This is a genomic window from Schaalia sp. ORNL0103 (assembly GCF_019429565.1).
GTDB lineage: Bacteria > Actinomycetota > Actinomycetes > Actinomycetales > Actinomycetaceae > Pauljensenia.
This window is the reverse complement of record NZ_JAHXSA010000001.1, coordinates 1,119,762-1,140,684: the sequence shown is the minus strand read 5'-3', so window position 1 is coordinate 1,140,684 and position 20,923 is coordinate 1,119,762. Positions and strand designations below refer to the sequence as shown.

Genomic DNA, 20,923 nt, shown 5'->3' with positions numbered 1-20,923 from the left:
CGGCCACCGGCCTTTTTACGGCTACACTGTGAACGTTTCGTGCCAACCCCCGGATCATGGGGGACGCAAGAGGAGAAGTATGACGCCCAAGCCGCTGCCGCTCGACGAGGCCCGCCTGTCCATCGAGGATGGCGACACCCGCATTGATCGCACGATCCTGGGAGCCGGGACGCGCGTCCTGACCCAGGAGATTCCCGCGACGAAGAGCGCGGGCGTGTCCCTGTGGGTGCCCGTGGGGTCGCGCGACGAGGGACCGCGCACGGCCGGGTCGACCCACTTCCTCGAGCACCTTCTGTTCAAGGGCACGAACAAGCGTTCCGCCCTCGACATCGCCGTCGCCTTCGACAGCGTGGGCGGCGAGTCGAACGCGGAGACCGCTCGCGAGCACACCGCCTACTGGGCGCGCGTGCGCGACGCGGACCTCGACATGGCGATCGAGACGCTGACCGACATGGTCACCGACTCACGCCTCGACGAGGAAGATTTCTCGATGGAGCGCGGCGTCATCCTCGACGAACTGGCGATGGGGGAGGACTCGCCCACGGACACGGTCCACGACACATTCCAGCTGGCCGTCCACGGCGACCGTCCGATCGGACGCCCCGTCGGCGGCACGCCCCAGGCCATCCGTGAGGTCGAGCGCGCGGATGTGTGGGAGCACTACCAGGCCCACTACGGCCCCTCATCCCTCATCGTCGCAGCCGCCGGCAACGTCGACCACGATTCAGTGTGCGAGCGCGTGCAGGCCGCCCTGGAGGGATCGCCCTGGGACGCGGGCAGCGCGGCCTCGCCCCGGCCTCGTCGATCCACGATCGTGACACCGATTGCCGACCATGACAAGGACATCACGCGCAGGCGAGACGTGACCCAGGCGCACGTCATCATCGGCTGCGAGGGCCTGTCGGCCACGGACCCCGCGGGCCCGACCATGAGTGTCCTGCTGTCAGTCCTGGGCGGCTCCATGTCGTCGCGCCTCTTCCAGGAGGTGCGCGAAAAGCGCGGCCTGGCCTACACGACCTACGCCTTCGACGTCGCCTACTCCGACACCGGAACCTTCGGTATGTACGCGGGCTGCAGCCCCGATAAGGTCGGTGAGGTCGAGGCCATCATGCGTGCTCAGCTGGAAGATCTCGCCACCGACGGCCCGACCGAGGAAGAGATGACGCGCGTGCGCGGACAGGTGCGCGGAGGTGTCGTCCTGGGCCTCGAAGACAACTGGTCGCGCATGATGCGACTGGGCCGCTCTGAGATCATTGGTCGCTACCGCCCCATCGACGAGTCCCTCGCCGAGTTCGACGCGGTGGAAGCCGCCGACGTGCGCGCCCTGGCGGCCTCCCTCATCACCAAGCTGGATTGCCGCGCCCTCGTCCTGCCCGCGCAGTAAGAAACGGGGGAGTGAGATACCCCCTGTCCATCAGTGCTCGTCGCGCCGCCCGTGGGAATACCCTGAAGAGAGCCACACAACCGTAAGAAGGAGAGCGCAGTGATTCGCGTCGCAGTGACAGGAGCCAAGGGCCGCATGGGATCGACCGTCGTTCAGGCGGTCACGGACGCCCCGGACATGGAGGTCGTTGCCCTCTTCGATGCGGGCGACGAGATCACGCCGCAGAGCGTGAATGGCGCGCAGGTCGCCGTCGACTTCTCGATCCCCAGCGTCACCGAGTCCAACGTGCACGCGCTCCTCGACGCGGGCGTGGACGTCGTCGTGGGCACGACCGGGTGGACGGAAGAGTCCTACGCGCGCGTGCGCGAGCACGCTGAGGCCGCTGGGCGTGCCGTCCTGATCGCTCCGAACTTTGCGATGGGCGCGGTGCTCGCCATGAAGTTCGCCGCCATGGCCGCCCCCTACTTCGAGTCCGCCGAGGTCATCGAGATGCATCACCCCGCCAAGGTGGACGCCCCCTCGGGCACCGCCGTGGCGACCGCGCGCGGCATCGCGAAGGCGCGCGCCGAGGCCGGCCTGGGCGAGATGCCCGACGCGACCGAAACCGACGAGCTCGGCAGCCGCGGTGGCCGCGTGGATGGTGTCCCCGTCCACGCCGTGCGCCTGCGTGGCCTGACCGCCTCGGAGGAGATCCTCCTGGGCAACGCGGGTGAGCAGCTGGTCATCCGCACCGATTCCTTCGATCGCGTGTCTTTCATGCCCGGTGTCCTGCTGGGCGTGCGCCGCGTGATCGGCTGTACGGGCCTGACGATCGGCCTCGACCAGGTGATGGGCCTGTGAGCCAGAGCGTGGGTCCGGACCGCTCCGTGCGCCCCGCTCAGAGCGGCGACGCGCGCGCGATCGCTCGCCTGCAGCGCGAGGCCTGGCGCTCCCTCATGGGGCAGGACGCCCTCGACGCTCAGGGCATTACCGAGGAGGTGCTCGCCGCCCAGTGGGAGGCGACGCTGGCCTCTCCGCGGCCGGGCGGCACCGCCCTCCTCGTCGCCCTCCACGGCAACACGATCGTCGGCTTCGCGCTCGCCGGTCCCGACGAGGCCGGGGTGCCCACGGCTCCCGAAGCTTCACCGGGTGAGGCGGCGGTGGCCGCGACGCAGGTGTATGAGCTGACGGTGGATAAGAACTTCCGCCGCTCGGGGCATGCGTCGCGCCTACTGTCGGCGGTCGCAGACCTGACGAGTGGCCAGCTGCGCGTGTGGGTCGGTGTGGACGATGAGGAACGCCAGCGCTTTTACACGTCGGCGGGTTTCGCGCCCTCGGGCGCGGTGCGAGTGCTGGGCGATGGCCCCACGCAGCACATGTGGTGGGCGGAGCGCGACTAAGGGCCCACGGCGCGAGCGTCGCCACGCGGGTGCGTGCGCGGCGCTCCGTCCACGTCGGGGACGCAGTGCGCCCAATGCGAGGGGCCGTGCGTATCATGGAACGCATGAGCAACATTCCTCCCCGCCGCTTCGGTTCCCTCGCAGCCGCCATGGTCACGCCGATGACCGATACCGGTGAGATTGATCTGCCCTCCGCGCAGCGCCTGGCGATCAAGCTCGTCGACGAAGGGTGCGACACGATTCTGCTGTCCGGCACGACGGGCGAGTCGCCGACGACTCACCAGCCGGAGAAGAACGACCTGACGGACGCCGTCCGTGAGGCCGTGGGGGATCGAGCGTTCATCCTGTGCGGCGCGTGTTCGAACGACACCGCCCACGCGGTGCGCATCGGCGAGGGCGCCCAGGAGCACGGTGCGGACGGTCTGCTGATCGTGTCCCCGTACTACAACCGCCCCTCCCAGGAGGGCCTGCGCGCGCACGTGCGCGCCGTGACGGATGCGACCGACCTGCCCGTCATGCTCTACGACATTCCGGGGCGCACGGGCATCGCGTTCTCTGACGCGACCCTAGACATCCTTGCCCAGCACCCGCGGATCCTGGGCGTCAAGGACGCGACGGGTGATGTGGAGACCGGCGTGGAGCGCATGCACCGCACGGGCCTGGAGTACTACTCGGGGGACGACGGCCTGAACTTCGCATGGATGACGGGCGGCGCCTCGGGCTTCATTTCCGTGGTCACGCACGTGGCCTCAGCCCAGTACCGTCGCATGATCGAGCTGCTCGACAGCGACCAGGTGTGGGAGGCCCGTGAGCTCTCCTATTCGCTGCGTCCCCTCGTGCACGCGATCATGGGCGGCGGACAGGGAGCGGTCATGGCGAAGTACGCCCTGTGGCTCCAGGGCGTCATCGACAGCCCGGCCGTGCGCCTGCCGATGGTGGGCATCAGTGACGATGAGGTGTCGGCCCTGCGTCGCGCCCTGTGCACCGCTGGCTTGCTCTGACATACAGTTCGCCCCCGTCGAGCCCCGGCGGGGGCGAGGTGTATGTTCGGGGCGCCGTGGTGGTGTCACCGATCGTTGACGGGTGTTGAAAGGTAGGCTTAATATACTTAGGTAAAGCTCATCAACACTGATCGTTGTCTTCAAGGAATGGATACCGTGGCAAAGAAGGACGTCATCATTCCGCTGGTCCCCGCCGCCCTCAGCGCCCTGCTGCTCGCCGGAGGTGTGACCGTCTTTTCGGCGTGCGAGCAACGGGCAGACGGCTCGTGGATGCACTGCCACCAGTGCCAGAACATGGTGGCCGGCAGCGCCGTCGGCCTCATCGCGCTGTACGGCGCCTCCTCCCTCGTCAAGAACAAGCCCGCGCGCCTGGCCCTGCTCGCGCTCGCGGTCATCGCCAGCGTCGTTGTGTTCTTCATTCCCGGCGGGATCTGCCCGCTGTGCGCGATGAAGACGATGCGCTGCCACACCGTCTTCCAGCCCTTCGTGCGCATTATGAGCGTCCTGGTCGCCGGTAGCGGTATTGGGGCGCTGGTGGCGTCCTGGAAGAAGGACACGAGGCCCTCTGCCTGACGTATCGCCCCGGATGGGAGACAATGGCGGCGTGAGAGCCCTAGGACGTTCGAAAACCGTGCGCATCGGCGCGGTTCTCCTCGTGCTATCCCTCGTCGCCGTTCTCGCGATCGTCGTGCGCAACGCGGTGCGCTATCGCGAGGCCGTCGCCCTGGACGAGGCCGGGGACGCCCAGGGGGCGTACGAGCTCTTCCATGCGCTCGGCGGGTACAGCGACGCGGCGCAGCGCGCGCAGGCCCTCGTCGAAGCCGATCCCGGGCTGCCGTACCGCTCGGTATCCAAGGGCGACACCGTGTCCTTTGGCTCCTACGAGCAGGACGGAAATACAAGCAACGGTCCGGAGCCGATCACGTGGATTGTCCTCGACAAGATCGACGGCCAGCTTCTGCTCCTGAGCGCAGACGTTCTCGAGGCGCGCCAGTACCACCACGTGCCCTTCGAGGAGGTCACGTGGGAGAACTCTGACCTGCGCGCGTGGATGAACGGCAACTTCTACGAGGGCGCGTTCACCCCCGTTCAGCGAGGGCTCATCGAGACGGTGCACAACGAGAACGCGGATCAGTCGATCACCGGCGCGAGCGGCGGAGCCGCGACTGACGACCGGGTTTTTGCGCTCAGTGAGACCGAGAGCGTCATCTACCTGAACACGCCCGCCGCGCGCAGTGACATCGGAGCGGCGCCCGCCAGCGTTCACGCGGCCGCGGGACCCCTGAGCGTCTCCGAGGACGGCACGGCAGACTGGTGGCTGCGCTCTCCCGGAACATACGGTTTCGCGACGCAATTCGTCGACGCGACGGGCGTGCCCTCGCTCAGTGGAGCGAACGTCGACCTGCAGTACGGGGTGCGTCCCGCGCTGTGGATCAACGTCGAAGGGATCGGTGAGGGGAGCCGATGAGTAACGCGCTGTCCCTGCGCCGCGTTCCCCTCCTGACCATCCGCGCGCATCCCGTCCGTTCCCTCATCATCGCTGTGCTTGCACTCGCACAGGCAGCCTGCGTGTTCGGCGGATTGATCCTCGTGGGTGCGATGCGGGCGGAGCTCACCCTCGCTGAGCGCAGGCTCGGCGCCGACCTTGTCGTGTACCCGACGACCTGCTTGAACCAGGTGGAGAAGAAGCGCCTCCTTATGCTCGGGACCCCCGTGGGCTGTCACCAGCCGCGCTCGGCCCTGGCGCGCATGTCGTCCAACGAGGACATCGCCGCGGTGTCCTATCAGCTCTATGTGTCCGAGACGCTTGCCGATGGGTCCACCCGGTGGATTGTCGGTTTCGAACCCGAGACGGATTTCGCGCTCTCGCCTTGGATTGCCGAGGGGGACGGGACGTCGCTGCCGCGCGGCTCGGTTCTTGTCGGTAGTGCCGTGCCCGGCGCGGACGGACAGAGCCTCTCCGTCTTTGGGCGAGAACGCCCGATCGGCGCTCACCTCCTCGCCACCGGCTCGGAACTCGATGACGCAGTCTTCGTTTCCATGGACACCCTGACGGACATGATGGCGGACGCGCGCGCGGCGGGGCAGGACATCGACGCTTCCCTCGACCCGCGTACGGACTACTCTGCCGCGCTCGTACGCGCCTCGGACAGCGACGCCATCGAGAGCGTGACCAACTGGATCAACCTCTACGTGCGCAAGGTCAGTGCGGTGCACGCCACCGAGGCGCTCGTCGGGGCCGCATCGGGCATCCGCGCGCACCGCGGGGTCGCAATCGGGGTCCTGGGAGCGACCTGGCTCGTTCTACTGGGCGCCCTCATCATCGTGCAGGTGAGCCTCATGAACGAACGGCTGCAGGAACTGGCCGTGTGGCGCTCCATTGGGGCATCGCGCTCCATCATGAGCCGTGTCATGCTGAGCGAATCAGCGCTGCTTCACGTGGCCGGAGCGCTCGTGGGAGTCTGCCTCGCAGCCCTCACCGTGCCACTCGTGGGGGACGGGAGCCTCGTCGAGGCCCTTGCCGCCCCCGCGACGTCGCTGCCCCTCGCGGGCCTGTCAATAGTCGCCGTCACCTGCGTCGGTGTCGCCGGAACGCGTCTCGCGATCGCTCGGGTCAGCCGTGCGGCCACGGGGAATAAATCTGTCCTGGTGTAGGGACAACGGTCAAGGAGGAATGACGCAATGCTGTCGCTGTCGCGACTTCCATGGATGAATCTGCGCGGCTACCCCGTGCGGACGGGGGCCCTGGTCTTCTTCTCCATGCTCATGACGATGACGATCTTCGGCGGAACGCTGGTCGTCCAAGGCATCGAATACGGCCTGCGCACGACCCAGTCGCGCCTCGGAGCCGACATCATGGTGACGCCCGACGAGGCCGACACCGACTTCGACGCGCAGACCTTCCTCGTGAGCGCCGAACCGTCGTACTTCTACATGGACGCGTCCACGCGCGAGGCAGTCGCAGCCGTCGACGGCGTCGAGGCCGCCTCCTCCCAGCTCTTCCTCGCCTCGGCGAGGGCGAGCTGCTGCTCGGGCCGCTACCAGGTGATCGCCTACGACCCGGCCACCGACTTCACGATCCAGCCGTGGATGAACGATGCCGTCGGGCAGACGCAGCTGGGGGAGAATGAGGTGATCGTCGGCGCCAACGTGCTCGCCAACGACCCGGAGAACTTCCAGCTCTTTGACAACACCCTTCGGGTTGTCGGCCAATTCGACCCGACCGGATCGACCCTCGACAACGCGGTCTACATGAACTTCGAGACCGCGAAGAAGGTCATCGACTCGTCGCTGCGCAAGGGACTCAACAAGTACTCGACGCTCGAAACCGACCGCATCATCTCCTCGGTCATGGTCAAGGTGGCACCCGGATACGACGCCGAGGCCGTGGCCGCGCAGATCCGCGAGCAGGTCCCCGGCGTCTCGGTGGCCACGTCGACAAAGCTTGTCAGTGGCATCGCGCAATCACTGGAGGCGACCTCCCGTACGGTCACCACCCTCATCGCCGTCGCGTGGGGAGTCGGCCTGCTTATGATCACCCTCATGTTCGTCCTGATGATCGTCGAGCGCAGGAGAGAGTTCGCAACCCTCATCGCCGCCGGAGCACACCGTCGGCTGATCTCTCGCATTATCATTCGCGAGGCCCTCGCGGTCAACGCGCTCGGTGGCGTGGGCGGCATCGTCGTCTCCGGTGTCCTCCTCGTGTCCTTCTCCGGCCTCGTACGCCAAAGCCTGGGAGGGGGATTCCTCGTCCCGTCGCTGCCCACGCTGGCGCTGCTCGCGCTGGGAGCGCTCGCGTCGGTGGGCCTCGTCGCCCTCGTCTCCTCGTGGATAGCGCTACGGTACGTGACGACAATGGACGCCAGCCTGGCCCTCAAGGAAGGGGAATGACATGATCATCGAGGCAACGGGACTCACGAAAGAATTCGCCCGAGCCCGCGGGGGAAAGCGCCTCTTCACGGCCGTCCACCCGCTGGATATCGGCCTGGAGGAGCGCCAACTGACCGTCGTCTCGGGGCACTCCGGCAGCGGCAAGAGCACCCTGGCGAACATGCTCGCCGGCATCCTCACGCCGACCGCAGGACACGTACGACTGGACGGCACAGACCTGTATTCGCTGCGCGACGAGGAGCTCTCGCGCCTGCGCAATGAACGTATCGGCCTCATCCCCCAGGGGCACACGGCCCTGCGAGCCCTGACAGTCCTCGACAACGTCTTGCTTCCCTCGATCCTCTACACCAAGGACGAGGCGCCCGCGGACCGTGCCCGCGAGCTGCTGGCCTCCGTGGGCTTGGGCGACCTCGCCGACGCTGCGCCCACCGAGCTGTCGGGCGGTGAGCTGCGGCGCATGGCGATTGCGCGCGCCCTCCTCATGGACCCCGCGATCGTCGTCGCAGACGAGCCAACCGCCGGCCTCGATAGCGCGAACGCGACCGCTGCCCTCACCCTCCTGCGCGACGCCGCCGACCGGGGAGCAGCCGTCCTCGTCGTCTCGCACGAGGCCGAGGCGCAGCGCTTCGCGGACCGCAGCTACGTCATGGAGGACGGCCATCTGCGCGAGAGCGAGTAGTTCAGCGCCCTCCGAACGCGTCAAATGTGAGAGGGCCGACCTGCCCAACATGTCTTCCGATGCGGGCAAAGCGGTGCCAACGTGGCAGACTGGCATCATGAAGTCTTTGTACGAGAACCTCAGCGAACCCGCGCCCCTGGAAGATGGCGCACTGCGAGTGATCCCGCTGGGAGGTCTCGGCGAGGTCGGCCGCAACATGAACGTCCTCGAATACCGGGGCAAGCTCCTGGTCGTGGACTGTGGCGTCCTCTTCCCCGAGGAGACCCAGCCCGGCGTCGACCTGATCCTGCCGGATTTCTCCTGGATCGAAGAGCGCATGGACGACGTCGTCGGCCTCGTCCTCACCCACGGCCACGAGGACCACATCGGTGCCGTGCCCTACCTCCTCAAGCTGCGAGGAGACATTCCGATCTACGGATCCGACCTGACCCTGGCCTTCGTCGCACCCAAGCTGCGCGAACACCGCCTGCCCGACCCGGGCCTTAACGTCGTCGCCGAGGGCGACCGCCTCACCGTCGGTCCCTTCGACCTCGAGTTCGTCTCCGTCACCCACTCGATCCCCGACGCGCTCGCGGTCTTCGTGCGCACGGACGCGGGCAACGTCCTCATCACGGGTGACTTCAAGATGGATCAGTTGCCGCTGGACCGCCGTCTCACCGACCTGCGCGCCTTCGCCCGCATGGGCGAGGAGGGTGTCGACCTGTTCATGGTGGACTCCACGAACGCGCTGGTGCCCGGATTTATCACGCCCGAGCGCGAGATCGGCCCGGTCCTCGACCAGGTGTTCGGCGAGGCCACGGGCCAGATCGTCGTCGCCTCCTTCGCCTCGCACGTGCACCGTGTCCAGCAGGTCATCAACGCGGCCGCCCATCACGGGCGTCGCGTGGCCTTCGTGGGCCGCTCGATGGAACGCAACATGCGCATCGCGGAAGAAAAGGGCTACCTGTCGATCCCCGAGGGCATCATCGTGGACCTCAAGGGCATCGGTGAGCTGCCGCCTTCCGAGCGCGTCTACATGGCGACCGGTTCGCAGGGCGAGCCGATGGCCGCGCTGTCGCGCATGTCGGTGGGATCGCACCGCACCGTGACGATCGAACCGGGCGACATGGTCGTGCTGGCCTCCTCGCTGATTCCCGGCAACGAGAATTCCGTGTACCGCGTCATCAACGACCTGACCCGCCTGGGTGCGCGCGTCGTGTCGAAGGAGAACGCGAAGGTGCACGTGTCCGGTCACGCGAGCGCCGGCGAGCTCATCTACTGCTACAACATCGTTCAGCCCAAGAACGTCATGCCTATCCACGGCGAGGTCCGTCACCTGGTGGGCAACGGTCAGCTGGCAGTCAAGACGGGCATCGACCCGCAGAACGTGGTCCTGGCCGAGGACGGCGTGACGGTCGACCTCAAGGACGGCGTCGCGCGCGTGTCGGGCATCGTGCCCTGCGAGTACGTGTACGTGGACGGCCGCTCGATCGGAGAGATTTCCGAGGACGAGCTGGAGACACGCCGCACCCTGGGGTCGGAGGGCTTCATCTCGATCTTCGCGGTCGTCGAGCACGATTCGGGCATGGTCCTGGCCGGCCCGGAGATTCGCGCGATTGGTATGGCCGAGGACGACTCGGTGTTCGAGGAGATCCTCCCCGACGTCACGCAGGCACTCAAGGACGCGGCTGCTCCCGGCGGGCAGGACCCCTACGTCCTGCAGCAGGCGATGCGCCGCGTGATCGGACGCTGGGTTGCGCGACGCTTGCGTCGTCGTCCTATGATCGTTCCGGTCGTTACCGAGCAGTAGTCTGGCAGTCTTCATTGACGAGGCCCTGGTGCGCTGGGCGGTAGCGCGCGCTTGAAGGAAGGAATCTACGTGTCGGGTCGTTTTATTTCGACGCACTCTGTTGCGCTCGTGTTGCCGATGCACATCGCATACGTGCCGGAGCGTGGTGGATCCGTTCATGCGGATGCCGCCAGCTCGCGCCCGGGCGGTGGCTTCACGACCCTGTGCGCCGCCGCGGCCATGGGCATCCCGACTGCGGCCGCGTCGCCGCTTGGCACGGGTCCGAACTCTTTCGCCGTTCGTCAGCAGCTGGTTGAGGCCGGCGTCGAGGTCCTGACCCCCGAACTGGTGGGTGACATTGGCGTCGTCATTCAGCTCATCGTCGAAGATGGGTCGATGCGTTCGGTCGTGACGGCCGGCGTCGAATCGGAGCCATCGCGCGGTGCCCTTGCGAGCATCGAGCTGCGCGAGGGGGACGTTGTCCACGTGGCCGCCTCCGACATGACGAGCGCGCACGCGGCTTCCGAGCTGAGCGAATGGGCCGCGTCACTGCCGCCTTTCGTGACGCTCGTCGTCTCGGTGTCTCCCGCAGTCGCGCAGGTTCCCGTTGAGGCGTGGGAGATGATCTTCCCCCGTGCCGACGTCGTGACGATGAACGGCTGGGAGGCCTCCACTCTCGCCGGTATTCTCGACGCCAACCGTCACGGCTCCACGATCCGCACCTACATGCGCCCGGACGCCGCCACGGTTCGCCGCGTGGGGGAGCGGGGCTGCGAGCTGCAGAAGGTTGCGGATGCTCCCGTCATCTCGATTCCCGCGTTCCAGTCGCGTATCGCGGACACCGCGGGCGTGGGCGATACCCACATCGGTGAGATGTGTGCGGGCCTGGCCATGGGCTACGACCTGGAGACCGCGTGCCTCATGGCGAACGCGGGTGGCGCGCTGGCCATCTCCCACGAGTCGGCTCTGCCCGTTCCCACGCGCGAGCAGGTTGAAAACGTACTCGAAACCGGGGTTGTTACCAACATCCTGCGCTGATCTCGCGCGGCGCGCCTGGCAGAGTGGGGCCGCGGCGGGCGATATGGTGGAAGGATCATGGCACAATCGTCTCCACGCTCGTCGTCCGGTAAGGCTCCCGCGCGCCCGCGCGCCAAGGGAGGCTCGAACAAGTCCGCCCAAGCGCCCCAGCCCGAAGCAACGCAGCCAGGCTTCCTGGCGCGCTTCTTTTCCGCGCTCGGCCGCGCCGGTGTCGGTGCCGTGCGCGCGTGGAAGGCAACCGATTCGCAGGTCAAGCGTGACGCTGCGGCCTTCGTTGCAGTTGCCGCGGCCATCGTTATCGCGCTGCGCGAGTGGTTCCAGATTTCCGGCGAGGCCGGCGATGCGATCCACCACGCCTCCGCCGGCCTGTTCGGCATCTTCTCGGTCGTCCTGCCCCTCGTCCTGATCGCCCTGGCCGTCGAGCTCGTCTCCGCGCGATCCGGGCGATCCGCGCTGCCCCACCACGTGGCAGGCGGCATCGGCATCACCGCAGCGCTCACCGGCCTGGTCCACATCTCGCGTGGAAACCCCGCGATGGGCACCGAACCCGGCATCGAGGCGGCCGGTGGCTTGCTCGGCTGGTTCGTCGCACGCCCCCTCGCCATGCTGCTCTCCGGCTGGGGTGCGGGTGCCCTCATGATCCTCCTTCTGGCCTACTCGATCCTGCTCGCCACGCGTACGGCCGTCGCCGACGTTCCCGCACGCCTGCGCGACCTCGCCGCCCACCTCAGCGGTGAGCGCCCCGAGGGCGACGCCGAGGAAGCCGATCAGGCTGGTGGTGACCCCGCCAAGGAAGCCCGCCGCAAGGCGCGCAAAGACCTCGCAGCGGGAGACGACGCGTTCCTCGACGAATACGACGGCGACGAGTCCTTCCGCAAGGCGACCGACACGGAATCCGTGGGGGAGACCCGCCTCCTGGAATCCGGTGCCATCGCGGCCCCCGCGTCCGCCCCGGCTCCCGCGCCCCGGCCTCGTGCAACGACGCCCGACGCGCCCACCGAGATGCTCACCCAGATGCGTCCCGCCGTGGCCCCCGCGCCCGTCCAGGTGCCCGCGCACGTGCCAGAGCCCGAACCGGAGCCCGAGGACGAGCCGGCGCCCCCGCCGATCACCGACGAGCCCGAAGGGGCCTTCCAGCCCAACCTCGACGACTCGATCAGCTACACGCTCCCCTCGGAGGACCTCCTGGTCTCCGGCCCGCCCCACATGACCCGATCCTCCGTCAACGACCAGGTCGTCGCGGCCCTGGGGCAGGTCTTCGCAGACTTCAACGTCGACGCTCGCGTCACCGGCTTCTCCCGAGGCCCGACAGTCACCCGCTACGAGGTCGTCCTCGGCGCGGGCGTGAAGGTCGACAAGCTCACCAACCTGTCGAAGAACATCGCCTACGCGGTGGCCTCCGCCGACGTGCGTATTCTCGCGCCGATCCCCGGCAAGAGCGCCATCGGCATCGAGATCCCCAACGCCGACCGTGAAAACGTGGCCCTCGGTGACGTCCTGCGCTCCGCAGCTGCCCGCCGCAACCAGCACCCGCTCGTCGTCGGCGTCGGCAAGGACGTCGAAGGCGGCTACGTCGTCACCAACCTGGCCAAGACACCGCACATGCTGGTGGCCGGCCAGACCGGTTCCGGTAAGTCCTCCTTCGTCAACTCCATGATCACGTCGATCATGATGCGTGCGACGCCCCAGCAGGTGCGTATGATCCTCGTCGACCCCAAGCGCGTGGAACTCACGATCTACGAGGGCATCCCGCACCTCATCTCGCCCATCATCACCGACGCCAAGAAGGCCGCCGAGGCCCTCGAATGGGTCGTCAAGGAGATGGACGCGCGCTACGACGACCTCTCGGACTACGGCTTCAAGCACATCGACGACTTCAACAAGGCTGTGGCCGCCGGACAGGTCCAGGCCAAGCCCGGGCTGGAACGCACGCTGCACCCCTACCCGTACCTGCTCGTGGTCGTCGACGAGCTCGCCGACCTCATGATGGTCGCCCCGCGCGACGTCGAGGCGTCGATTCAGCGCATCACGCAGCTCGCTCGAGCCGCCGGCATCCACCTGGTTCTGGCCACGCAGCGCCCCTCCGTCGACGTCGTCACCGGCCTCATCAAGGCCAACATCCCCTCGCGCCTCGCGTTCGCGACCTCCTCGCTGACTGACTCGCGCACGATCCTCGACCAGCCCGGCGCCGAAAAGCTCATCGGCCAGGGTGACGCCCTCTACCTGCCCGCGGGCGCCTCCAAGCCCATGCGTGTCCAGGGTGCCTGGGTCTCCGAATCCGAGATCCACCAGATCGTCTCCCATGTCAAGAGCCAGATGGAGACGCACTACCGCGACGACGTCGTGCCGGAGAAGAAGGAAGCCAAGGTCGCCGAGGACATCGGAGACGATCTCGAAGACCTGCTGCAGGCCGCCGAGCTCGTCGTCTCCACCCAGCTCGGCTCCACATCGATGCTCCAGCGCAAGCTGCGCGTCGGCTTCGCCCGCGCCGGTCGCCTCATGGACCTGCTCGAGTCGCGCGAAATCGTCGGCCCCTCCGAAGGATCCAAGGCGCGCCAGGTGCTCGTCACCCCCGAACAGCTGCCCGAGGTCCTCGCCATGCTGCGCGGAGAGTCAGCCGGCATCGCCGAGCCCGAGCCTGAGCACGCCCCCGCGCCCGCTCCGGCCGCTCACGAGGGGGCGCCCAGCCCGGCCATCGGTGCTGCGGCGGGTGCTGCGGGGGAGGCTCCTGCCTCGTCCCCGGCCGATGCAGCTCCCGCATCCGGTTACGAAATGGGCACGGCTGGCGCCGGCGATTCGCGCGGCAGTGGGGTTGACCCTTACTCTGGTCATAACTTTGGTGGGTCCTCGCCCGACTGGGTCGACGAGGAACCCGAGGACAACGAGGACGCTTGGCAGCTCACGGGCCGCTGAGCGGAAAGGAAACGGTCATGAGCGAGAACGTGTCGCGCGTGCAGCGAGACAGCAAGGTTCCCTTGGTGAACCTGCCCAACGTGCTGACCGTTTTGCGTCTGGTCCTCGTTCCGGTCTTCATTGTTCTCGGCCTTCAGCAGTCGTGGATCGCGCTGTGGGCGGCATTCGTCGTCTTCGCCGTCGCCGCGATCACGGACCGCTTCGACGGGGAACTCGCGCGCTCGTGGGGGCAGATCACCGACTTCGGCCGCATCGCCGACCCTATCGCCGACAAGGCCCTGACCCTGTGCGGCTTCGGCCTGCTGTCCTACCAGGGGTATCTGCCCTGGTGGTTGACGATTCTCATCGCGGTGCGAGAGCTGGGCATCACCGCGATGCGTGCTTTCTTCCTGCGCCGCGGTGTCGTCGTGTCTGCCAACCAGGCGGGCAAGCTGAAGACCTTCATGCAGATGGTGGCCCTGGGGACCCTGCTCATCCCGTGGGCGCACTTCACGGCGCTGAACGAGGCCAATGAGTGGTGGGTTGTCCTTCTTATTCGCCTCGGGCAGATTTTCGCGGGCGTTGCGCTCGCGCTGACGCTCTACTCGGGCTTCATGTACGTCATCGATGGTGTGCGCCTCATGCGCGGGGCGAGCACTGGCGAAGCCGCGGTCGGCGAGGCAGTGGCGGACTCTGGCGATAACGATGCTCCGGAGGAGCCTGTGCCATCACGCCGCCGCACTGCGGGACAGCATGTCCAGAGTTGAGCGTGGGTGACGCAACCCATATCGAGATCAACTCGTCGGTGGAATAAGCCTGAAAGTGTCCACGTTGTACGGGTATGAATGCAACGCGAGGAATGAAAGCGGAACGTCACAGCGTTTCGATGCGCGAACTAACAATGCGTCCCTCGAAACAGAACGGCTACAGTAACAGTATGGAAAAGACACTGAGCGAAACCCCGCTGCTGCGCAGCGAACTGGGCGATGTCCTGCGTGGCATCCGCCAGCGCCAGGGTCGAACCCTGCGCGAAGTCTCTTCGGAGGCCCAGGTCTCCCTCGGCTACCTGTCCGAGGTTGAGCGCGGCCAGAAGGAAGCCTCGTCGGAGCTGCTCGAGGCGATCACCTCGGCTCTGCGCGTGCCGCTGTGGTTCGTGCTTCGCGAGGTTTCCGAGCGCATGGCGATTATCGATGGTGCGGTCATTCCCGACGCGGTGCCCGACGATATCGTGCCCGTCACGCTGATTTCCTGACGCGTGAAGCACTCTGAGTTTTACGAGGCGGTCGAGGCGACCTTCGGGTCGGCCCTCGGCCGTTCGTATGTCTCCGACCTCTATCTCGCCTCGCTAGGGGCGACCGCGCGCGAGGCGCTGTCCGCTGGCGTGAACCCGGACGAGGTCTGGGCGACCCTGTGCGAGGAAACCGGGCGCGAGGATGCGCGCTGGATTCATCGCGTGGATCCACGTGAGCGGGGGCGCTGACCGACTCGGGTCGTCGGTGTGATCGATGTCCGTCTGATTGGTGGGCGGCGTGTCGATCGATGGTCGAACATGTGTTCCATTTAAGCTTGTGGGCGACGACGCTCCGACGCGTGTCATCCACAGGGGTGACGTGCGCGGGACGCAGATGACGATGGCCGGTCGCATACTCGTCATGTCGCCTCGGAGAGGGGTGGCATTCCAGGCCAGGACACCCGCAGGCCGGAGAGGCCGCAGACGAAAGGATCACCATGGCAGCCCGTAAAGCACCCGCCGCAAAGCCCGCGACCAACGATCGCAATAAGGCTCTCGAAGTCGCCCTGTCGCAGATTGATAAGCAGTTCGGCAAGGGCTCCGTCATGCGCCTGGGCGATGACAACCGCCCGCCCGTTCAGGTGATCCCCACGGGTTCCCTCGCTCTCGACGTCGCCCTCGGCATCGGTGGCCTCCCGCGTGGCCGCGTCATCGAGGTCTACGGCCCCGAGTCCTCCGGTAAGACCACGGTCGCCCTGCACGCTGTCGCCAATGCCCAGAAGGCCGGCGGCAACGCGGCCTTCATCGACGCTGAGCACGCTCTCGACCCCGTCTACGCCCGCGCACTGGGCGTCGACACGGACTCCCTCCTGGTCTCCCAGCCTGACACGGGTGAGCAGGCCCTCGAGATCGCCGACATGCTGATCCGCTCTGGCGGCATCGACATCATCGTCATTGACTCTGTTGCGGCGCTCGTGCCCAAGGCGGAAATCGAAGGCGAAATGGGTGACTCTCACGTCGGCCTGCAGGCCCGCCTCATGAGCCAGGCCCTGCGTAAGATCACGGGCGCCCTGTCCGCCACTGGCACCACCGCGATCTTCATCAACCAGCTGCGCGAAAAGATCGGTGTCTTCTTCGGCTCCCCGGAGACCACGACGGGCGGTAAGGCCCTAAAGTTCTACGCATCCGTGCGTATCGACGTGCGCCGTATCGAAACCCTCAAGGAGGCCGGCGCCCCCGTCGGTAACCGCACGCGCGCCAAGGTCGTCAAGAACAAGATGGCCCCGCCCTTCAAGCAGGCCGAGTTCGACATCGTTTACGGCAAGGGCATTTCGCGCGAGGGCTCGATTATCGACATGGGCGTCGAGGCCGGTATCGTGCGCAAGTCCGGCTCCTGGTTCACCTACGGCGACGACCAGCTGGGCCAGGGCAAGGAGAACGTGCGTCAGTTCCTCGTGGACAACCCCGAGTTGGCTAACGAGATCGAACAGAAGATCCTCGTCTCGCTGGGCATCGGCGAGGCCCCGGATCCGGACCAGGCGTCCCAGGACGTGCCCGACATCGATCCTGACGAGGACGCGGGCTTCTGAGTCGTGGTCCGCTACCTGGATCCTGAAGATCATCCCGAGCTGGGGGAGGAACGTCACCGGCGTTCCTCCCCGGGCGAGAGGCTCGCGCGCGCCCGTGAACGCAATGCGGCCCTGACGGGCACGGCGGCGATCGAGGCCGCGCGCGAGGTCGCCCTGCGCAAGCTCGACGCGCGCGCGTGTTCCCGCTCGGAGTTGACCAGCGCGATTGAAGGGCGAGGCTTCAGCGCCGAGATCGCCGCCCGCGTCGTCGACCGTCTTGAGGCCGTTGGTCTCGTCGATGATCAGGCGTACGCGGACGCGCTCGTCCGCTCGCGTTTTTCGGGGACCGGAGCGTCTGGTCGAGCAGTGCGCGAAGTCCTCGTGCGCAAGGGGCTGGACTCGTCGACGATCGAGCGTGCCCTGTCTCAGATCGATCGGGACGACGAGGCGGAGCGCGCGGCACAGCTGGTGGCTCGCAAGCGTCGCTCCCTTGCGGGCGTCCCGCGCGAGACCGCCTACCGTAGACTGAGTTCCATGCTCGCACGCAAGGGGTATTCGCCGTCTGTCGCGTCTGCCGCCGTGCGCGACGCCCTCGACACGTGGGGCGACGAGGAGAGCGGTACCGAGGAGGCATGGCAGTGGGGACTGTGACCGCAGTGAGCGATGAGGCGCTCGCCGACCTGATAGCGGATCTGACTGAGCGTGGCCTGACGGTTGCGACGGCGGAGTCGCTGACCGGAGGCGGCCTCGTCGCGCGCCTCGTGGACGTACCCGGTGCCTCTCACGTCGTACGCGGGGGTGCGTGCACCTACGCGGTCGATACCAAGGCCTCGGTGTTGGGCGTTTCGGAGAGCCAGTTGGCGGCGACGGGTCCGGTGGATGAGCAGGTTGCTCGTCAGATGGCCCGAGGGGTGCGCGAGCTGTTCCGCGCAGACATCGGCGTATCGACGACCGGGGTCGCCGGCCCCGGCCCCGCTGACGGGTTCCCCGCGGGAACCGTCCACATCGCCTGCGTTCACCCGGTGGGGGAGGAGCATCGCCTCCTGCACCTCGACGGTGATCGAGCGGCCGTGCGTGCGGGCGCGATCGACGCGGCTATCGTCCTGGTGCGTGACGTGCTCGACTTCGCCGGTGCGCAGGTGGGCGACTAGACTTCACTGCGATGAATACGATGACGCAGGACGGCACCACGGCGCCCCGCACCTACGCGGTGCGCACGCTCGGCTGCCAGATGAATGAACACGACTCCGAACGAATGGCGGGTCTGCTGGAGCAGGCCGGCCTCGTCCCCGTTGAGCAGGTCCCTGAGGCTGCCGCCCGCGCGACCGACGCCGGCGACATGGGCGCCGACGTCATCGTCATCAATACCTGCTCCGTGCGTGAGAACGCAGCGACCCGCCTTTTCGGTAACCTCGGTCAGCTCGCTTCCGTCAAGCGTGCGCGCCCCGGCATGCAGATCGCGGTTGGTGGCTGTCTCGCCCAGCAGATGCGTGACGGCATCGTCGAGAAGGCTCCGTGGGTGGATGCCGTCTTTGGCACGCACAACATCGACGTGCTCCCGGCGCTCCTGCGCCGTGCCGAGCATAACCGCGCGGCCGCCGTCGAGATCGAGGAATCCCTCAAGGTCTTTCCCTCGACCCTGCCCACCCACCGTGAGAGCGCGTACGCCGCATGGGTGTCCATCTCCGTGGGTTGTAACAACACATGCACGTTCTGCATCGTTCCGCACCTGCGCGGCAAGGAACGTGACCGTCGCCCCGGCGACATTCTCGCCGAGGTCGAGGCCGTCGCCTCGCAGGGTGCTATCGAAGTGACCCTGCTGGGTCAGAACGTCAACTCCTACGGCGTCGGATTCGGTGAGCGCGGCGCGTTCGCCGACCTGCTGCGCGCCGTGGGCCGCGTCGAGGGCATCGAGCGCGTGCGCTTCACATCGCCCCACCCCGCAGCCTTCACGGATGACGTGATCGCCGCTATGGCGGAGACCCCCACGGTCATGCCGAGCCTGCACATGCCCCTGCAGTCCGGGTCGGACGCGATCCTGCGTCAGATGCGCCGCTCCTACCGTCGTGAGCGTTTCATGGGCATCCTGGAGCGCGTGCGCGCCGCCATCCCGGAGGCTGCGATTACCACCGACATCATTGTCGGCTTCCCGGGAGAGACTGAGGAAGACTTCCAGGCGACCCTCGACGTCGTCGAGCAGGCTCGCTTCTCCTCCGCCTTCACGTTCCTGTACTCGCCGCGCCCCGGGACGCCCGCCGCCGACCGCGAGGACCAGGTGCCCGACGATGTGGCGCTCGAACGCTACCAGCGCCTCATCAAGCTTCAGGAGCGCATCTGCGCCGAGGATAACGCCGCGCTGGCGGGGACCGAGGTCGAGGTCCTCGTCTCCGAGGGGGATGGCCGCAAGGATGGCGCTACGCACCGTATTTCGGGACGCGCCCGCGACAATCGTCTCGTGCACGTCGCCCTCCCCGAGGGGATGGCCGAGGCCGATCGTCCGCGCCCGGGCGACATGATCCGCGCGACTGTCACCTACGGTGCTCCGCACCACCTGATCGCCGACTCGGGCGCGCAGGGCGGCCTGTTCGAGGTACGCCGCACGCGCGCCGGTGACGCGTGGGAGGCCCGTCAGGCCTCGGACGAACCTGACAACACGGTGTCGCTGGGTATCCCCACGCTGCGTGTGGGCGCCCCGAGCTGACCCTGATCTGCACTGATGTGAGCCTCCCCGGGCGATGCGCCCGGGGAGGCTCATGCATGCCGGGGTGCCACGCGCGACGGGCGCTGCACGTTTGATCGTTTGTCTCAGTAACAAACGAGAAAATGTCTCACTGAAACATGCGTGTGACCCACGACTCCTGCGTTACTTTTGTGTTGTGGCGATCGTCACGACGACGAGGCGATCGACATGCGGGAGCACTCTCGGTAGTGCGGGTCGATTCGAGCCCCCCTATGCGACCCGTGGCCTCCCCGCGTACGCGGTACGCGCCGCGCCTTCGCATGTAGTCGGCGCACACTCCACCGAGAGTGCCCCGCTCCTCCCAGACGGAGGAACGGGGCACGATTCGTTTGATGCGCGGCTGGCGTTACTTGGAGGCCTCGGCCAGCAGGCCGGGCAGCTCCTGAGCCGCCGACAGGCCGATGATGAGGCCGCGGCGCAGCATCGCGTGAATCTGGCGGTCCGAGAGGCCCTCGCCCACGAAGAAACGCGAGGCGGCCACGAGGATCCACTGATCGCCGTCTTCGATCGGGATGACGGTGGGCTGGAGGTGCTCGGTGTTCCAGCGGTTGGCGACAGCCTGGAGGGACAGCTCGGTGTGGCCCTCGCCGTCGGGCTCGATGCGGGTCTCGATCTGCAGCCAGGGGGCGTCGACCGGCTCGCGGTGAATCTGGAAACGCACGTCCTCCAGCTGGGTGACGGCGATGAACTCGCTCGACCCGTGCGGCAGTCCGTCACCTTCGAGGACGTTCTCGATGCGAGCGATGCTCACCTCGGCGACCTCGGTGCCCCACTTGGCGGCGTATTCGTCGGCCTCCATCGCGGGGGAGGGAGCAGCGGGGGCGGGCGTGGTTTCGGGAACGGCCTCGCCGCCCTCCCCGAAGGTAAAGCTCTTCCACTCAGGCATTGGTGCCCTCCTTGGTCCACTGGTCGGGGAACATGATGTCAAGCTGGTTCATCATGGCGACGGCGGCCATGATGAACTGGGAGACCTCGGCGGCGACCTGGTCGTCCGTCGCACCCACGACCCAGTTGAAGGTGTGCTGCAGGTGCAGGGCGATCGCGCCGGTCTCGGTTGTGCCGGAGGTGACCTTCGGCAGGTAGGTGGAGGCGTTGAGGCGACGCACCGCGGAGGCGATCTGATCGGCGTGCGAGGGATCGAAGAAACGCGGGTAGTCGGCGACGCCCTGGGCGGGGTGGCCCTCGGGGACAGCGATGCGGACGGTGCGGTTCGGCAGGATGGCCGCGACCTGGCCGGTGTTGGACACGAAGGGGATAAGCCCCACGGCCTCGACCGCTTGGGTGATCCGGTCGAGGGTGACCGGGAGAGTGTCAGTTGTGCTCATGGTCTTAAGCCTAGCCGTTGTTGGGTG

21 protein-coding genes are annotated in these 20,923 nt (G+C 67.3%); 19 read left to right on the top strand and 2 right to left on the bottom strand.

Annotated features, from left to right (window positions below; all coding sequences use genetic code 11):
• Positions 1-79 precede the first annotated feature (79 nt).
• The 19 genes from JJJ16_RS05050 (at position 80) to miaB (ending at position 19,532) form a co-directional block, all read left to right on the top strand.
• Positions 80-1,384, top strand: a complete 1,305-nt coding sequence (locus JJJ16_RS05050; protein ID WP_219751617.1) for a M16 family metallopeptidase — start codon at positions 80-82, stop codon at positions 1,382-1,384.
• A 99-nt stretch (positions 1,385-1,483) separates the two neighbouring features.
• Positions 1,484-2,224 carry a 4-hydroxy-tetrahydrodipicolinate reductase gene (gene dapB, locus JJJ16_RS05045; RefSeq protein ID WP_219751616.1) on the top strand — a complete coding sequence of 247 codons (741 nt, stop codon included), beginning with the start codon at positions 1,484-1,486 and terminating at the stop codon, positions 2,222-2,224.
• Entirely contained in the window at positions 2,221-2,763 is a 543-nt protein-coding gene (locus JJJ16_RS05040) for a GNAT family N-acetyltransferase (RefSeq protein WP_219751615.1), read from the top strand. Before dapB ends, JJJ16_RS05040 begins: the two co-directional genes overlap by 4 nt.
• 104 nt (positions 2,764-2,867) lie before the next feature.
• On the top strand, positions 2,868-3,764 hold the full coding sequence (gene dapA / locus JJJ16_RS05035) for a 4-hydroxy-tetrahydrodipicolinate synthase (RefSeq protein ID WP_219751614.1): 897 nt from the start codon (positions 2,868-2,870) through the stop codon (positions 3,762-3,764).
• Positions 3,765-3,911: 147 nt separating this feature from the next.
• Complete coding sequence (locus JJJ16_RS05030; RefSeq protein WP_219751613.1) at positions 3,912-4,337, top strand: DUF4418 family protein; 426 nt, start codon at positions 3,912-3,914, stop codon at positions 4,335-4,337.
• 13 nt (positions 4,338-4,350) lie between these two features.
• Positions 4,351-5,232, top strand: coding sequence for a DUF6273 domain-containing protein (locus JJJ16_RS05025; RefSeq protein ID WP_219751612.1), 882 nt, complete (start codon positions 4,351-4,353; stop codon positions 5,230-5,232).
• Positions 5,229-6,419: an ABC transporter permease gene (locus JJJ16_RS05020; protein WP_219751611.1), complete on the top strand. Its 1,191-nt coding sequence runs from the start codon at positions 5,229-5,231 to the stop codon at positions 6,417-6,419. Before JJJ16_RS05025 ends, JJJ16_RS05020 begins: the two co-directional genes overlap by 4 nt.
• A 27-nt stretch (positions 6,420-6,446) precedes the next feature.
• Positions 6,447-7,655: an ABC transporter permease gene (locus tag JJJ16_RS05015; protein WP_219751610.1), complete on the top strand. Its 1,209-nt coding sequence runs from the start codon at positions 6,447-6,449 to the stop codon at positions 7,653-7,655.
• A 1-nt stretch (position 7,656) separates the two neighbouring features.
• A complete protein-coding gene (locus JJJ16_RS05010; protein WP_219751609.1) occupies positions 7,657-8,334 on the top strand; it encodes an ABC transporter ATP-binding protein in 678 nt (225 codons plus the stop codon).
• 97 nt (positions 8,335-8,431) lie between these two features.
• The gene (locus JJJ16_RS05005; RefSeq protein WP_219751608.1) at positions 8,432-10,123 is read left to right on the top strand and encodes a ribonuclease J; all 1,692 of its coding nucleotides are present in this window, start codon (positions 8,432-8,434) and stop codon (positions 10,121-10,123) included.
• Positions 10,124-10,240: 117 nt separating this feature from the next.
• A complete protein-coding gene (locus JJJ16_RS05000; RefSeq protein WP_219751989.1) occupies positions 10,241-11,140 on the top strand; it encodes a PfkB family carbohydrate kinase in 900 nt (299 codons plus the stop codon).
• Between the two features lie 57 nt (positions 11,141-11,197).
• A complete protein-coding gene (locus JJJ16_RS04995) occupies positions 11,198-14,053 on the top strand; it encodes an FtsK/SpoIIIE family DNA translocase (protein WP_219751607.1) in 2,856 nt (951 codons plus the stop codon).
• A gap of 17 nt (positions 14,054-14,070) precedes the next feature.
• Positions 14,071-14,799, top strand: a complete 729-nt coding sequence (gene pgsA / locus JJJ16_RS04990; protein WP_219751606.1) for a CDP-diacylglycerol--glycerol-3-phosphate 3-phosphatidyltransferase — start codon at positions 14,071-14,073, stop codon at positions 14,797-14,799.
• A gap of 170 nt (positions 14,800-14,969) precedes the next feature.
• Positions 14,970-15,284: a helix-turn-helix domain-containing protein gene (locus tag JJJ16_RS04985; RefSeq protein WP_003792723.1), complete on the top strand. Its 315-nt coding sequence runs from the start codon at positions 14,970-14,972 to the stop codon at positions 15,282-15,284.
• Positions 15,285-15,287: 3 nt separating this feature from the next.
• On the top strand, positions 15,288-15,512 hold the full coding sequence (locus tag JJJ16_RS04980; protein ID WP_219751605.1) for a DUF3046 domain-containing protein: 225 nt from the start codon (positions 15,288-15,290) through the stop codon (positions 15,510-15,512).
• 248 nt (positions 15,513-15,760) lie between these two features.
• Complete coding sequence (gene recA, locus JJJ16_RS04975) at positions 15,761-16,852, top strand: recombinase RecA (RefSeq protein ID WP_003796169.1); 1,092 nt, start codon at positions 15,761-15,763, stop codon at positions 16,850-16,852.
• Positions 16,853-16,855: 3 nt separating this feature from the next.
• Positions 16,856-17,482 carry a regulatory protein RecX gene (locus tag JJJ16_RS04970; protein WP_219751604.1) on the top strand — a complete coding sequence of 209 codons (627 nt, stop codon included), beginning with the start codon at positions 16,856-16,858 and terminating at the stop codon, positions 17,480-17,482.
• Positions 17,470-17,982: a CinA family protein gene (locus tag JJJ16_RS04965; protein WP_219751988.1), complete on the top strand. Its 513-nt coding sequence runs from the start codon at positions 17,470-17,472 to the stop codon at positions 17,980-17,982. Before JJJ16_RS04970 ends, JJJ16_RS04965 begins: the two co-directional genes overlap by 13 nt.
• 11 nt (positions 17,983-17,993) lie before the next feature.
• Positions 17,994-19,532 carry a tRNA (N6-isopentenyl adenosine(37)-C2)-methylthiotransferase MiaB gene (gene miaB / locus JJJ16_RS04960; RefSeq protein WP_219751603.1) on the top strand — a complete coding sequence of 513 codons (1,539 nt, stop codon included), beginning with the start codon at positions 17,994-17,996 and terminating at the stop codon, positions 19,530-19,532.
• A 385-nt stretch (positions 19,533-19,917) separates the two neighbouring features.
• On the opposite strand, the gene JJJ16_RS04955 is transcribed toward miaB, so the two are convergent.
• Together JJJ16_RS04955 and JJJ16_RS04950 are read right to left on the bottom strand one after the other, a co-directional pair.
• A complete protein-coding gene (locus tag JJJ16_RS04955) occupies positions 19,918-20,457 on the bottom strand; it encodes a YbjN domain-containing protein (RefSeq protein ID WP_219751602.1) in 540 nt (179 codons plus the stop codon).
• Positions 20,450-20,896 (bottom strand): histidine kinase, encoded by a 447-nt coding sequence (locus tag JJJ16_RS04950; RefSeq protein ID WP_048672833.1) that lies wholly within the window; start codon positions 20,894-20,896, stop codon positions 20,450-20,452. Before JJJ16_RS04950 ends, JJJ16_RS04955 begins: the two co-directional genes overlap by 8 nt.
• Positions 20,897-20,923: the final 27 nt, after the last annotated feature.